The organism is Actinomycetospora sp. (assembly GCF_036497585.1).
Lineage (GTDB): Bacteria > Actinomycetota > Actinomycetes > Mycobacteriales > Pseudonocardiaceae > Actinomycetospora.
Genome location: NZ_DASXJD010000061.1, coordinates 1 through 13,032, shown reverse-complemented (window position 1 = coordinate 13,032; position 13,032 = coordinate 1). Strand labels below are relative to the sequence as shown.

The following is a 13,032-nucleotide window of genomic DNA, read 5'->3' as shown; positions in this document are numbered from 1 at the left end:
GCTGAGTGGCAGCCGCATGCCTGGATCGACCAGGAATTTTCCGCCCAGGCTGGGTGGCGCATGTCGCATCTCCCGCATCAGCTCCGACGGAGCGGATCACGTGCGTCGTGGGAGTGCCTGCAGCACTGGCTGTCAAGACGTCCGATCCCGTCGGTGTTCGGAAATCGAAGAACCTCAGGAGGAGCTATGAACCTCGCGCTGTGGATTGCTGCCGGGCTGCTCGCCGCAGTCGCCCTTACCGGAGGGATCAGCAAGGCCCTCGTGCCCAAGAAGAAGCTGTCACTAGCCCATGGCGGGGAGTGGACCGAGGACGTCAGCGTCGGTGCGGTGAAGACCCTCGGGGGCCTTGAACTCCTGGCCGCGGCTGGCCTGATCCTGCCCGCCGTCGGCGGCACCATACCGGTCATGGTGCCGGTGACTGCGGTCTGCTGGATGTTGCTCATGATCGGGGCAATGATCACTCACGGTCGGCTCGGTCAATACAAGCTGGTGATGCTGAACGTTGCTTATCTCGCGGTCGCCGCCTTCATCGCGTGGGGCCGATTCGGGCCGGTGCACTTCGTCGCATGACGAACGACCACGGCACCGCAGCACGATCAACCGGACCGACATCCGACTCACAAGGAGGCGATGGCGATGACTACGCCCGCGCTGTCCCCGGTGGGGAACAGCCTGTCTCTCACGCTGTGTGGTCGGGCCCTCGACAGCCGCGCACCGCGACCGTTCTTGGGGGACCCGACTGCGGCGGAGGTAGCGACGCGGGCCGGTTACGACTGCGGGCGATTCCCGATGCCGGCGAGCTCGGTGAACGACATCGCCCTGCGGGCCAAGAAGCTCGACGGCGTGGTACGCGGGTTCATCGCCCGCCACCGCGACGCGGTCGTGCTGGACCTGGGGGCAGGGCTCGATTCCCGGATCGCCAGGGTCGAGCCGCCGGCCGGCGTTGACTGGTACGACGTCGACCTGCCCGAGGTCATCGCGCGGCGCGCTGAAGTGCTACCAGCCACCAAGGTCCACGACGTCGCGGCCGACGTGACCGAATCGGCGTGGCTGGAGGCCCTCCCGCGCGACCGACCTGCAGTAATCGTCGCAGACGGGCTCCTCGCATTCCTGGCCCAGGATGCGTTCATGTCGCTGCTGCACCGGCTCGTCGACCACTTCCCGTACGGCGAGATCGCCTTCAACGGCTACACCCGATTCCATGTCTGGGTGCTCAAGCGGTACGGCGGCACGGAGTCCATCGCCGACGTCGTCGCAAACCCGGGCTTCGACGACCCGCGCGACCCGGAGCGATGGGAGCCCCGGCTACACCTGGAGCAGGAGATCCTTCTGACCCGTGAGCCCGAGGTGGCCCAATATCCGCGTGCGCTGCGAATGCTCACGCGGCTGGCAGCGCACAGCACTGCGCTGTCGCGCCGAGGCACGACCGTCCTGCGTTACCGGTTCCCGATGTGACGGTGCTCCGGCTACCCGAGTTGCCGCACGCGCCATCGCGGTCACACCCTGCCAGCGGCCCTCGAGGACACATGAGGACACGCGGGCGAGGCCAGAGGCCCTGGTAGAAGCTGTGGGACACGCCGTCCGACACGCTGGGGGGCAAGGGGTCGCAGGTTCACATCCGGTCGTCCCGACGCAGCTCACGGCCGATCGTGCCGTGAGGCCCGACCTGGCAAGGCCCCGACGCGCTCGGTTGCTCGCCAACGTGCGCCACGCCGAGTCTGAATCGTTCTCACTTGCGGGATCGCGGGTCTCCATGTTCTTACCGTCCTCCGACCCGGGCCACGACGGCTCTTCACCCGTGTCGATCACGGTGGTTCTCGGCCCGGTCGACCGACTGTGGTCACTCCCACCCAGAGGAAGGCTCTCGATGCCCTCGACCGGCACGCCCACCCCAGCGCGGGTGTCGACGATGTTGAGCAAGGTTCCCGAGATCACCCTGGTGTTCTGGGTGGCCAAGCTGCTCACGACCGGCATGGGCGAGACCACCTGGGACGCCCTGGACATCGCGTTCGACCAGACGATCGCGGTGACGATCACCGGCGTGCTGTTCGTCGCCTCGATGGTGATCCAGTTCGTCCGGCGTTCCTACAACGCCTGGGCGTACTGGTTCGCGATCGTGATGGTCAGCGTGTTCGGCACGACGGTCGCCGATCTGGTGCACAACGACTTCGGGGTGCCCTACACGGTGTCGACCGCGGTGCTGCTGGTCCTGGTCGGGCTGGTGTTCGCGCTCTGGTACCGCGTCGAGGGGACGCTGTCGATCCACTCGATCACCACCCGACGCCGGGAGGTCTTCTACTGGGCCGCGGTGTTGCTGACGTTCGCGCTCGGGACGGCAGCCGGTGACTGGACCGCCTCGACGCTGCACCTGGGCTACCTGCCCTCGGGGATCCTGTTCGGGGTCCTGTTCTTCCTGCCCGCCATCGCCTACCGCTGGCTGGGCGGGAACGCGATCCTCTGCTTCTGGCTGTCCTACGTCCTCACCCGCCCGCTCGGCGCCTCGTTCGCGGACTGGTTCGGTGGTCCGGCCGGCCGCGGTGGGCTGGCCCTGGGCATGGATCGAGTGGCGATCGTCATGACCGTGATCATCGTCGGGGTGGTCGCCTACTTCGCGATCTCGAGGGTGGACAAGCCGACGCCGGTCGAAGCCGACACCTCGGTCGTCGACCGCGAGGCAAGCACCCGATGACGACTGCGCTCCCGACGCGGCACGCCCCGGTGTTCGTGACGGGGCTGCGCCGCCACGGTGCACGGACCGCCCTGATCAGCGGGTCCGAGAAGCTGAGCTACGCCGAGCTGGCCGACCGCGTCGACGACGCCGCGGCCGCGCTGGCGGGGGCCCGTCGGCTGGTGCTGGTGCCGGCGTCGGCGACGGTCGGCGGGCTGGTCGCCTACCTGGGTGCGCTGGTCGCCGGCCACGTGGTGCTGCTGGCTCCGGCCGCCGACCCCGACGCCATCACGTCCCTGCGTCGGAGCTGGGATCCCGACGTCGTCCTCGGTGCCGACGGGGCCACGGTCGAGGCCCGCGACGGGTCCCACCACGAGCTGCACCCCGACCTCGCGCTCCTCATGGCGACGTCGGGCTCGACCGGCTCCCCGCGGTTGGTCCGGCTGACGCGGACGTCGCTGGAGGCCAACGCGGCGGCCATCGCGGACTACCTCGACATCGAGCCCACCGACTGCGCGGTCACCACGCTGCCGCTGCACTACTGCTACGGCCTGTCGATCGTGCACTCGAACCTGCTCTGCGGTGCCGCGGTGCTGCTCACCGACGCCTCGGTCACCGATCCGGGCTTCTGGGACGAGGTCCGCGAGCACGGGGCGACGAGCCTGCACGGGGTGCCGCACACGTTCGCGCTGCTCGACCGGGTCGGCGCCGCGTTGGACCTGCCGTCGCTGCGCTACGTCACCCAGGCCGGCGGGCGCCTCGCCCCGGCGCAGGTCCGCCGCTGGGCGGCGCTCGGCGCCGAGCGGGGCTGGCGGTTCGTCGTGATGTACGGCCAGACCGAGGCGACGGCGCGCATGGCCTACCTCCCGCCGGAGCAGGCCGAGAACTTCCCGGAGGCGATCGGGGTGCCGATCCCCGGCGGCCGGCTCCGGGTGGAGGACCCGGACGCCCAGGGCGTCGGAGAGCTCGTCTACTCGGGGCCCAACGTCATGCTCGGCTACGCCCACACCCGCGCCGACCTCGCGCTCGGGCGCACCGTGGACGAGCTGCGGACCGGGGACCTCGGCCGGCGCCGCCCTGACGGGCTGTTCGAGGTCACCGGTCGCCGCTCGCGGTTCGTCAAGCCCTTCGGCGTGCGCGTCGACCTCGACGCCACCGAAGCGCTGCTCGCCGGCGCGGGGCTCACCGCGGCGGCGACCGGCGACGACACCGGCCTCGTCATCGCCGTCGAAGGTCCCGACGACGAGTCCGACCCGGCCGCGCGGGCACGGGCGGCCGTGATCGCGCGGCTGCACCTGCCCGCGTCGGTCGTGGCGGTGGTCGTCGTCGACGCCCTGCCACGCCGAGCCAACGGCAAGCTCGACCACCCCGCCGTCGCCGCCCTGGCCCCGACCGCTGCCGGGGCTCCGCGCGGCACCCGGGTGGCGCGGCTGCGGGAGTGGGCCGCGCGGCGGACGGCCCCGCCCACGGTCCGGGAGATCTTCACCCGGACCTTCCCCGCGCAGGTCCTCGACGACGAGGCGTCGTTCGTCGACCTCGGCGGGGACTCCCTGACCTATGTCCAGGTCGCCGCCGACCTCGAGCGTGCCCTCGGGGAGCTCCCCGAGCGGTGGGACACCGTCCCGCTCGGCGAGCTCACCGCCCGCGCCGGCCGCGCGACGGCGACCCCGACGCGGTGGGCGCGCCTGGAGGCCGTCGTCGTGCTGCGGGCCCTGGCGATCGTGCTCGTCGTCGGCGAGCACGACCATCTCTGGGACTGGCTCGGCGGCGCTCACCTGTTGCTCGCGATGGCGGGCTGGACCTTCTCGCGGTTCCTGCTCACCCGCACCGACGGGCCCGCGACCGGCCTGCCCGGGCGCATCCTGCGCTCGGCCGCCCTGATCGCGGTGCCCAGCTCGTTGTGGATCCTGCTACGCGCCACCATGACCGGGTCGGTGCACTATGCCGACGCACTGCTCCTGGGCTCGGTGTTCCACCCACTGGTGCAGGGCTACTGGTTCGTCGACTCGTTGGTGCAGATCCTCGTCGTGATGGCGGTCCTGTTCGCCGTGCCCGCCGTCCGCCGGTACGAGCGCCGCCACCGCTTCGGGCTGCCGGCGATCGTGCTGGCTGCCTCGCTGACGCTGCGGACGGTCCCCAGCTACGACCACACCGTGGTCTCCGATCTCTACAGCACCCACCTGGTGATGTGGCTGTTCGCGCTGGGCTGGATGCTCCACCGCGCGACGACGCTCCCGCAGCGTCTGGTCACCGTCGCCTCGGCGCTGGTGCTGGTGCCCATCTTCTTCGGCAGCGAGTACGAGCGGGCGGCGATCGTGCTCGTCGGTCTGCTCGTGCTGCTGTTCGTCGACCGCATCCGCGTCCCGCGCGCGCTCGTCGCCCCGATCACCGCGATCGCCGGGGCGTCGCTGGGCATCTACCTCACCCATTTCGCCCTGCTCCCGCTGCTCTCGGTCGGGGTGCCCCCCGCGGTCCTGGTCGTCCTCGGGCTCGCGCTGGGGATCGTCGTCTGGAAGCTCGGCAACGCCGCGGTCCGCCAGGCGGTCCGCCACCTGTCACGGCGCGGTCTGGTCGCGGCTCCGCCGACCGCCTCGCCGTGCTGAGCGCGCGGGCCGCGAAGACCTCCACGGCCGGGCCCGGCGGCCCCGTCGGGGACGGTCTCGCGCTGAGCGTCCTGGTCGGGGTGGCCCTCGTGGTGCTCGTCGTCGCCGACGACGCCTGGCGACCCGGCCACACGCTGACCGGGTGGCTGCCGCCTTCGCCGCTGCTCGTCCCGGTGTGGGGTCCGGTGCTCGGCATCGTCGCCCTCGGTGGGGTCGTGCTGGCCGTGTGGCTGAGCTGGACGATGCGGCGCCGGGCCGGGTGGGTGCTCGCCGCGGGCGCGGCGGCGGTGCTCAACGTCGTCGCGCTCGCCGCGATCGCGGTTCCGGTCGGGGACGTCGCCATCACCACGGTCCGGGCCGGCGGCGCGATCGACCCGCTGCGCGCCATCGGGCTCCCGCACCGCGTGCCGCGCCCACCCGAGCAGCGGCCGGTGTTCACGACGACCACCGACGGCGCGCCGCTGCACCTGTCGATCTGGCGCCCGACCACCGGCGCCCCCGCGATCGCCCACGACGCACCGGTGCTGGTCTGGGTGCACGGCGGCGGCTGGGTGGGCGGGTCCGACCTGGGCCCGGCCGCGGCACTGACGCGGTGGGCCGACCGGGGCTGGCTGGTCGTCAGCGTCGAGTACGGCCTCGACGCCCCCGGCCGGCCCACCTGGGACCGCGCCGGCCCGGAGGTGGCATGCGCGCTGAGCCGCGTCGCGACCGACGCCCCCTCACTCGGTGGCGACCCGACGCGCATCGTGCTCGGCGGCGACTCCGCCGGCGGTCAGCTCGCCGTGTCGGTGGCCTACCACGCCGCCTCGGACACCCAGGCCTCGTCGTGCGGCGGGCCCGTACCGACCCCGCGCGCGGTGGCCGTGGAGTACCCCGCGGTCGACCTCGTCGACGGCTGGACCTTCGGCGCCCGCTCTCCGGTGCCGCAGTTCGACGCCCGCTGGCTCGCCACCACGTACGCCGGCGGCAGCCCCACCGAGGTCCCCGATCACTACCGTTCCATCTCCGGCACCGCCGCGCTGACTTCCCAGGCCCCACCGACCCTCGTGGTCGCCGCCGGTCGCGACAGCCTCGTGCCGTTGCCGGGGCTGCAGCGCTTCGTCGCCGCTGCCCACGCGACGGGCGTCGACGCCACCCTCGTCACGATCCCCTTCGCCGACCACGCATTCGACGTCGTCGACGGCTCGCTCGGCGCCCAGGCCGCGTCCTCGGTCCTGCAGCACTGGGCCGCGACCCGGGTCGGCGCACCGTGACCGGGCGACGCAACGCCTGGATGGACCTGCTGCGGGTCGCGTGCCTGGTCATGGTCGTGCTCTACCACTCGACCTTCATCGGGCCGCTGGCCTACCCGCAGTTCGTCGCCCGGCAGTTCGTGTTCGGCCACCAGATCGGGGCGAGCCTGCTGCTGGTGCTCTCCGCGCACCTCGCCGCGAGCTCGCTCGCCGACCCCGCCCGGGCGACCGTGCGGTGGTGGTTCTCGCGGATCGCTCGGCTGTTGCCCGGGTTCGTGGTCGGCACGCTCGCCGCGACCCTCGCACTGGACTGGCTGGCCCCGCCGGGGATGTACCGGGCGAGCGTGGGCGACCTGGTCGCCAACCTGGCCATGCTCTGGAACTGGAACGGCTACCACCACTGGGACTACGTCGACGGCTCGTACTGGACGCTGCCGCTGCAGCTGGCGGCCTTCACGCTCGCGCCGTGGCTCCGTCGCACCCGCCTCGGTCACGGACGGGGCCTGCGGGTCCTGCTGTGGAGCGCGGTGCTGGTTCCCCTGGCGCAGTGGCCGCTGGCCCAGAGCGCGGGTGGGGTCTACGACTCCGTCGTCGACGGGTTCGGGCTCTACCGCTGGCACCTGTTCGTCGCCGGGGTCGCCGCGTTCATGTTCACCATCGGACGGCTGCGCCGTGGGCACGGGCTGGCCCTGCTCGCGAGCTGCGTGGCCGCCCACGTGGTCCAGAACGGCTGGTGGTCGCCCACCGCGGGGCTGGTCACCGACCCCTGGTCGGTGATCGGGGTCGGCCTCGGGATCGCCGCCCTGCTGCTCGCCGTCCGGTTGCCGGAGCTCGGGCTCGAGCCGCCCCGACCGGTCGCGCAGCTCGCGCGACGCCTCGCCGGGATCTCGTTCGGGGTGTACCTGGTGCACCAGACGTTGGGCTACGTCCTCATGCTGCGCCTCCAGGAGTGGTTCGGCGCCGGGCCCGGGACGCAGACCATGGCCATGCTGCTCCAGGCCGTGCTGCTCGGCGCGGCCATGACCCGCTGGGTCGAACGGCCCGCGCACCGGGCCCTCATGCGCGCCTTCGACACGCACGGGGACCGTCCGCGACCTGCCCTGGTCGCGGACGGCCGACCCCCGTTGCCTGCCGGCCCACCGGAGGGCGCCCGCGCCGAGCTGGTGGGCGCACGGGGCGGACACTGACCGGCTCCCGACCCGCTGGACCTGGCCGCTAGTCCTGACCGGCGCCCGACTCGACGAGCGCCCCGTTCGGGGTCTGCGGCTCGCCGGTGACGCGGTGGTGGGGCTGCGGCAGCGTCGGGAGCGGCCGGTGGCGCAGCCTGGCGGTCTGCCAGGCGATCCCGCTCGCGAGGAGGAGGAGCAGGGTCAGGCTGGCGCCCAGCGTGCCCCACCCGAGACCGCCCTCGTCCACCGGCTTGGTCAGGAAGTCCCCGGCGGCTGCACCGAGCGGCCGGGTGAGCACGAAGGCGGGCCAGAACAGCAGCGCGGCCGGAAGTGCGGTGGTGTGGTGCGCCGCGAGAAGGACCAGCAGGATCGCCCCGACGATGGCGGCCGCGGCGAGGAAGCCGAGCCCGGTGTCGTCGGCGAGCCAGTCGCCGCTGGCGGTGCCGAGGGTGTTGGAGACCAGGATGGCGATCCAGTAGAGGCTTTCCCCCTTCCGAGTGGCGATGTTCTCCACGTCGTAGGTCTGCCCGGTGCGCCACCACGCCACGAAGACGACGGCCAGCAGGGTCGTGAGGAGCAGTGCTCCCCAGCCGTAGCCGATCCCGCCCGCCGACGAGCTCGAGTGGCCCAGGTAGCCGCGGTCCATCCCGTCGGAGATTTCGGTGCCCACCGCGCTGGTGGCGAGCACCACCGCCCAGAACAGCCACGGCACGAACCGGTTCGCGCGCAACTGGGCCGTGACCAGGGTGCCGAACACCACGAGCAGCACCAACGCCGTCGCGAGGTACCCCGCGCCGAGAGTGATCCCGAATTCGTCGCCCAGTGTCTCTCCCAGCGTCACCGCCAGGATCTTCAGCGCCCAGAACAGCGCGGTCACCTGCGGCAGTTTGCGCAGCACGCGGACAGCCGCCTCGCCTCGTTCCACGTCGTCCCCCGACTCTCGGTGTCACGGTCGCGGGAAGTGTGATCCAGACGAGATGTGACCGTGATGTACGGAGGATCTTACGACGCCGTTCTGGGGCAGGTGGCACCCGGCGGTTGCCGAGCGGGCAGCGGCGGTCAGCCGTCACTGCTCGTCGGGGCCCTCCCGGGGCACCTCCGTCTCCCGCGAGACGGGGGTCGCGGCGGCCCCGGCGGCGGTCGCGGCAAGGAGTGCGCCGAGCGCGAGGAAGGCGGCCGCGAGTCCGGCGAGAGCGGCGACGGCGCCGGCGAGCAGCGGTCCGCCCGCCTCGCCGGCTTCACGGCCGAGCTCGGCACTGCCCATGGTCTGCCCGAGGCGTTCGGGCGGGCTGTTGGCGGCGAGCACGGCGAAACCGACGGGGGTGATGAGACCGGTCCCGATCCCGACGAGCAGGGCGGCGCCGAGCAGCCCGGCGAGACCGGGTAGAGGTGCCGGCAGGACGAGTCCGGCGGCGGTGACGAGGGTGCCCGTCGTCAGGGCGGTGCGGTCACGGAGTCGGCCACCGTCACGTAGTCGCCCGACCAGCGGTTGGCTCGCGGCGGCAGTGAGTGCGAGCACCGAGACGACGGCGCCGGTGACGACGGGGCTGAGCCCGGCGTGCAGGCCGACGACCGGCAGGAAGCCGACGGCGCAGGACAGCGCGGCGGCGCTGGAGGCCAGGGCGATCGTCGGGGGCAGGAAGCCGCGGTCGGTGAGGCGGCGCGCGAGGTCGGCGAGGGTCTGGCGGCTGCGCGGCAGCGGGTCGGGGGCGGGCACGGCGAGGGCGGCCCAGGCCAGGACGAGCACGGCGAGGGCGGCGAGGACGCTGAACAGCCAGGGGTAGCCGCCGAAGGCGACCAACGCGCCGCCGAGCAGCGGGCCGGCGGTGTAGCCGAGGCTCTTCCAGGCGCCGTAGCTGCCGAAGGCGCGGCCGCTGCGTCGCGGCGGGCCGACCCGGGCGATCAGTGCGCCGGCTGCGGGGGAGAACGCTGCCGCGGAGGCGCCCTGGGCGAAGCGCGCCACTCCGAGCAGGGCCGGGTCGGCGACCACGACGAACGCGCCCGAGGCGAGCGTGAATGCGGCGAGCCCGCCGAGCAGTACCGGGCGCAGCCCGATGCGGTCGGCGAGCGCTCCGAAGACCGGTTTGAGCACGATCTCGGCGCCGTCGTAGAGCGCGAGCAGTATCCCGAGGGTGAAGAGGTGGTCGCCGAGGTCGCCGGGGCCGGCGCCGAGGTTGGCGGCCACGCCGTGGGAGCCGAAGGCGGTGACGAACCCGGCCGCGAACAGCGGCCACAGGACCCGGTTCGCGTGCTCGCGGGTCGCCGGTGCGGCGCGCTCGGTCATCGCAGGTGTGGGTCAGCCGGTGACGGCGTGGCGGGCGAGCTCGAGCAGGCCTCGAAGTCCTGCTGGGCCTCCAGGGTGGAGAGCGCGGCGCTGGTCGCGTCCGGGGAGGGCTCGGCTGTGGCGGTGGGTGGCGAGCGCGGCGCGGGCGCGTTGGGTCGCGACCCTTCCCAGGCCGACCGCGGCGGCGGCCAGCAGGGCCCCGGCAACGAGAGCAACCCGGATCGACGCGCGGTCGTCGTGGGAGACCACGGTCAGCGAGTACCGCTCGAGGTCCGCGAGCAGCGGCATGCGAAGCGCCGCGGTGGCGGCGAGGAGGGCCAGCGCGGCCGTACTGCACACCGCGAGCACCACCGCGGCGCCGGTGAGCAGCCAGGCCGCCAGCCGTGGCGGTAACCGGTGGGCCAGCGGCATCGCTCCCCGGATGGCCAGCAGCGGCAGCAGCGGGGGCAGGAAGACCGCGATACGCATGACCGGCCGTCAGCCGTTCTCGTCGCCGAGCAGGCGGCGCAGCAGGGCTTCGTCGGAGTCGGACAGGTCGGAGACGAAGCTGGCGAGCACCGCCGCGTGGTCACCTTCGCGGGCCAGGGCTTGGTGCATCCGCGAGGCGGCGATGCCCTCGGGGGTGCTGGCGGGGGCGTAGCGGTGGGCGCGCCCGTCGAGGGAGCGGGTCAGCAGGCCTTTGGCGTACAGGCGTCCGAGGATGGTCACCACGGTGCTGTAGGACAGCGGGGGCTGCTCGGGGCTCTGGTCGTTGAGCTGGTCGCGAACCTCACCGGAGGTCAGTGGCCGGCCCGTCGCCAGCAGCAGGGACCACACCTGGTTCTCCAGGGCCCCGGGAGCGCGGCGGTCTCCCCGCTCGGGCCTCGAGCGTTCCTCGGCGGGCCTGCTCATGACCGGCCGCTCCCTTCTGCGCCTTCGCTGGTCCACGACCGACCCCGGCGGAACTCTACAGTGCTGTAGAACATCGTGGTGCCTCGGCCGGCCCGCCGGAGCGCCCGAGCAGGGCTCCGGGAGGACCGGGCGCTCGCCGGCACCGCGGCGGTGTGCGGGGGGCTCTCGATGCTCACGTGTGGCCTTCCTCCTCGTCGGGCACACTGGCTTCTACACGTTCGTAGAGGCCGAGATATGTTCTACACGGATGTAGAAGAAGCGTCGAAGGCGGGTCGGTCCACGTGCTCACGGGTGCATCGAAGTGACGTCACCGCCCCCCCTGCCCGGGGTGTTCGCCGCGCTCGCCCCGGTGCTCGGCCACTACGGCTACCTCGCTGTGGGCGTCCTGCTCTTCCTCGAGGACTTCGGGGTTCCCGCGCCCGGTGAGACGGTGCTGATCGCCGCCGCGGTCTACGCGGGCGCGGGCCAGCTCAACCTGGTCGTGGTCGTGGTCGTCGGCGTGCTCGCCGCGATCGCCGGCGACAACGTCGGCTACGCCATCGGCCGCTACGGCGGACGACGCCTCCTCGGCCGCTACGGCCGCTACGTGGGCCTCACGCCGCCTCGCGTCCAGGCAGCCGAAGGGTTCTTCAGCCGCCACGGCGGCAAGGTCATCGTGATCGCACGATTCGTCGAAGGGCTCCGCCAGGCCAACGGGATCATCGCCGGCCTCTCCGGCATGCCATGGACTCGGTTCCTGGCCTTCAACGCCCTCGGCGCGCTTCTCTGGGTCGGCCTCTGGACCACCCTCGGCGACCTCGCCGGCACGCACATCGAAGCGATCTACACCGCCCTGCGCCGCTACGAGCTCTACCTGCTCGCCGCCCTGGCAGTCCTGATCCTCGTCCTGATCGCCCGCCGAGTGCATCGCACTCGAGCACAGCGACACGCCGGCCGGTCCACGGATGGGGGAAGCGAGTCGTCTCCGTAAGTGCCGGAGGGCCGGGAGGCACCAGGTCACGCGAAGGCGTCGTCGGGCCGTTCCGCGGCGAACACGTGCAGCCCGAAGTGGTCGGAGAGGTCCCGACAGATGTTCACCCCGCGCACCGAGTTGCCGTGCGCATCGAGACCCGGCGAGTACACCGCGATCCCGAGGCGTTCGGGGAGCGCGGCCATGATGCCGCCGCTGACACCGCTCTTCGCGGGGATCCCGACGTCGTGGAACCACTGTCCGGCCGCGTCGTACATGCCGCAGGTGAGCATGATGCTGATGACGTCGCGCACGTGTGCCGCGGGCATTGCCCGCTCGCCGGTCAGCGGGTTGACGCCGCCGTTGGCCAGGGTCGCGCCGATCACCGCGAGCTCGTCGGTGGTCACCGTGACCGAGCAGACCGACAGGTAGACCGCGACCGTGTCCTCGATGTCGCCGTCGAGCATTCCCAATGCCCGCATGATGTAGGCGAGGCCGAGGTTGCGGTCGGTGGCGCGCAGCTGCTCGTCGAGGATCGCCTCGTCCACGTCGATGGTGGGGTTGCCGGCGAACACCCGCAGACGCTCGACCAGGCGCGCCACGCGTTCGGTGCGGGTCCGCCCGTGCACGAGGGCGGCGGCGACGAGAGCCCCCGAGTTGATCATCGGGTTGTGCGGGCGCTGATTCGCCTCGTCGAACGTGATCGAGTTGTAGGGGTCTCCGGAGGGCTCCACGCCGACCCGGGTCAGCGTGGCCGCCCGTCCGTTGTCCTCGAGGGCGAGCGCGTAGGTGAACACCTTCGAGATCGATTGCAGGGGGAAGCGCACGCCGCTGTCGCCGACCGACACGCGCACGCCCGAGACGTGCACCCCCGACAAGCCGAACGCGTGACGCCGAGCCACGGTCTCGGAGGGGTAGTAGGACACGACCTCGACCGGTTCGTCGGCGTGGCGGCGATGCAACTCGTGGATCCGGGCACGTATCGCGGCCGCCCGCTGTGCCGGCGACGGCGAGGGCCCGTGTCCGTCTGGTTCCGGGGTGCCGGCCACGACCGTTGCCCGCCCTTCGTCAGCGGGCGGGCTGGGTCGCCGTGGCGCCGAGGGCCTTGTTCTTGAGCGCGTCGTACTCCTGCGGGGTGATCGCTCCCTCGTCGAGCAGGCGCTTGGCCGTGGAGATCTGGTCGGTCGGGCCGGCCTGTCCGTTGGATGCGATGGAGCGGACGTCCTGCTCGTAGCT

The 13,032-nt window shown here is 72.5% G+C and carries 13 protein-coding genes; 7 read left to right on the top strand and 6 right to left on the bottom strand.

All coding sequences use genetic code 11. The features are described 5' to 3' along the window. Positions 1-186: 186 nt before the first annotated feature. The 6 genes from VGH76_RS05815 (at position 187) to VGH76_RS05790 (ending at position 7,690) form a co-directional block, all read left to right on the top strand. Positions 187-570: a DoxX family protein gene (locus tag VGH76_RS05815; RefSeq protein ID WP_331555672.1), complete on the top strand. Its 384-nt coding sequence runs from the start codon at positions 187-189 to the stop codon at positions 568-570. A gap of 60 nt (positions 571-630) precedes the next feature. Further along, on the top strand, positions 631-1,455 hold the full coding sequence (locus VGH76_RS05810) for a class I SAM-dependent methyltransferase (protein ID WP_331555671.1): 825 nt from the start codon (positions 631-633) through the stop codon (positions 1,453-1,455). 454 nt (positions 1,456-1,909) lie between these two features. Beyond that, the gene (locus tag VGH76_RS05805) at positions 1,910-2,689 is read left to right on the top strand and encodes a hypothetical protein (protein ID WP_331555670.1); all 780 of its coding nucleotides are present in this window, start codon (positions 1,910-1,912) and stop codon (positions 2,687-2,689) included. Continuing rightward, positions 2,686-5,271, top strand: a complete 2,586-nt coding sequence (locus tag VGH76_RS05800) for an AMP-binding protein (protein ID WP_331555669.1) — start codon at positions 2,686-2,688, stop codon at positions 5,269-5,271. Before VGH76_RS05805 ends, VGH76_RS05800 begins: the two co-directional genes overlap by 4 nt. Then, complete coding sequence (locus VGH76_RS05795) at positions 5,265-6,524, top strand: alpha/beta hydrolase (protein ID WP_331555668.1); 1,260 nt, start codon at positions 5,265-5,267, stop codon at positions 6,522-6,524. The genes VGH76_RS05800 and VGH76_RS05795 overlap by 7 nt, the downstream gene beginning before the upstream one ends. Further along, positions 6,521-7,690, top strand: a complete 1,170-nt coding sequence (locus VGH76_RS05790) for an acyltransferase (RefSeq protein ID WP_331555667.1) — start codon at positions 6,521-6,523, stop codon at positions 7,688-7,690. The genes VGH76_RS05795 and VGH76_RS05790 overlap by 4 nt, the downstream gene beginning before the upstream one ends. A 28-nt stretch (positions 7,691-7,718) precedes the next feature. Here VGH76_RS05790 and VGH76_RS05785 read toward each other — a convergent pair whose 3' ends face one another. The 4 genes from VGH76_RS05785 to VGH76_RS05770 all read right to left on the bottom strand — a co-directional run bounded on the left by VGH76_RS05785 (position 7,719) and on the right by VGH76_RS05770 (position 10,847). After that, complete coding sequence (locus VGH76_RS05785) at positions 7,719-8,570, bottom strand: hypothetical protein (RefSeq protein WP_331555666.1); 852 nt, start codon at positions 8,568-8,570, stop codon at positions 7,719-7,721. Between the two features lie 168 nt (positions 8,571-8,738). After that, positions 8,739-9,956, bottom strand: a complete 1,218-nt coding sequence (locus VGH76_RS05780) for an MFS transporter (protein ID WP_331555664.1) — start codon at positions 9,954-9,956, stop codon at positions 8,739-8,741. A 12-nt stretch (positions 9,957-9,968) separates the two neighbouring features. Beyond that, on the bottom strand, positions 9,969-10,424 hold the full coding sequence (locus VGH76_RS05775) for a hypothetical protein (RefSeq protein WP_331555663.1): 456 nt from the start codon (positions 10,422-10,424) through the stop codon (positions 9,969-9,971). A gap of 9 nt (positions 10,425-10,433) precedes the next feature. Further along, a complete protein-coding gene (locus tag VGH76_RS05770; RefSeq protein WP_331555662.1) occupies positions 10,434-10,847 on the bottom strand; it encodes a BlaI/MecI/CopY family transcriptional regulator in 414 nt (137 codons plus the stop codon). Positions 10,848-11,175: 328 nt separating this feature from the next. On the opposite strand from VGH76_RS05770, the gene VGH76_RS05765 reads away from it, so the two are divergent. Further along, a complete protein-coding gene (locus tag VGH76_RS05765; RefSeq protein WP_331555661.1) occupies positions 11,176-11,817 on the top strand; it encodes a DedA family protein in 642 nt (213 codons plus the stop codon). A gap of 26 nt (positions 11,818-11,843) precedes the next feature. Here VGH76_RS05765 and glsA read toward each other — a convergent pair whose 3' ends face one another. Both glsA and VGH76_RS05755 read right to left on the bottom strand, forming a co-directional pair. Beyond that, positions 11,844-12,845 (bottom strand): glutaminase A, encoded by a 1,002-nt coding sequence (glsA, locus tag VGH76_RS05760; RefSeq protein ID WP_331555660.1) that lies wholly within the window; start codon positions 12,843-12,845, stop codon positions 11,844-11,846. Positions 12,846-12,864: 19 nt separating this feature from the next. Then, positions 12,865-12,972, bottom strand: coding sequence for an SHOCT domain-containing protein (locus VGH76_RS05755; RefSeq protein WP_331555673.1), 108 nt, complete (start codon positions 12,970-12,972; stop codon positions 12,865-12,867). Positions 12,973-13,032: the final 60 nt, after the last annotated feature.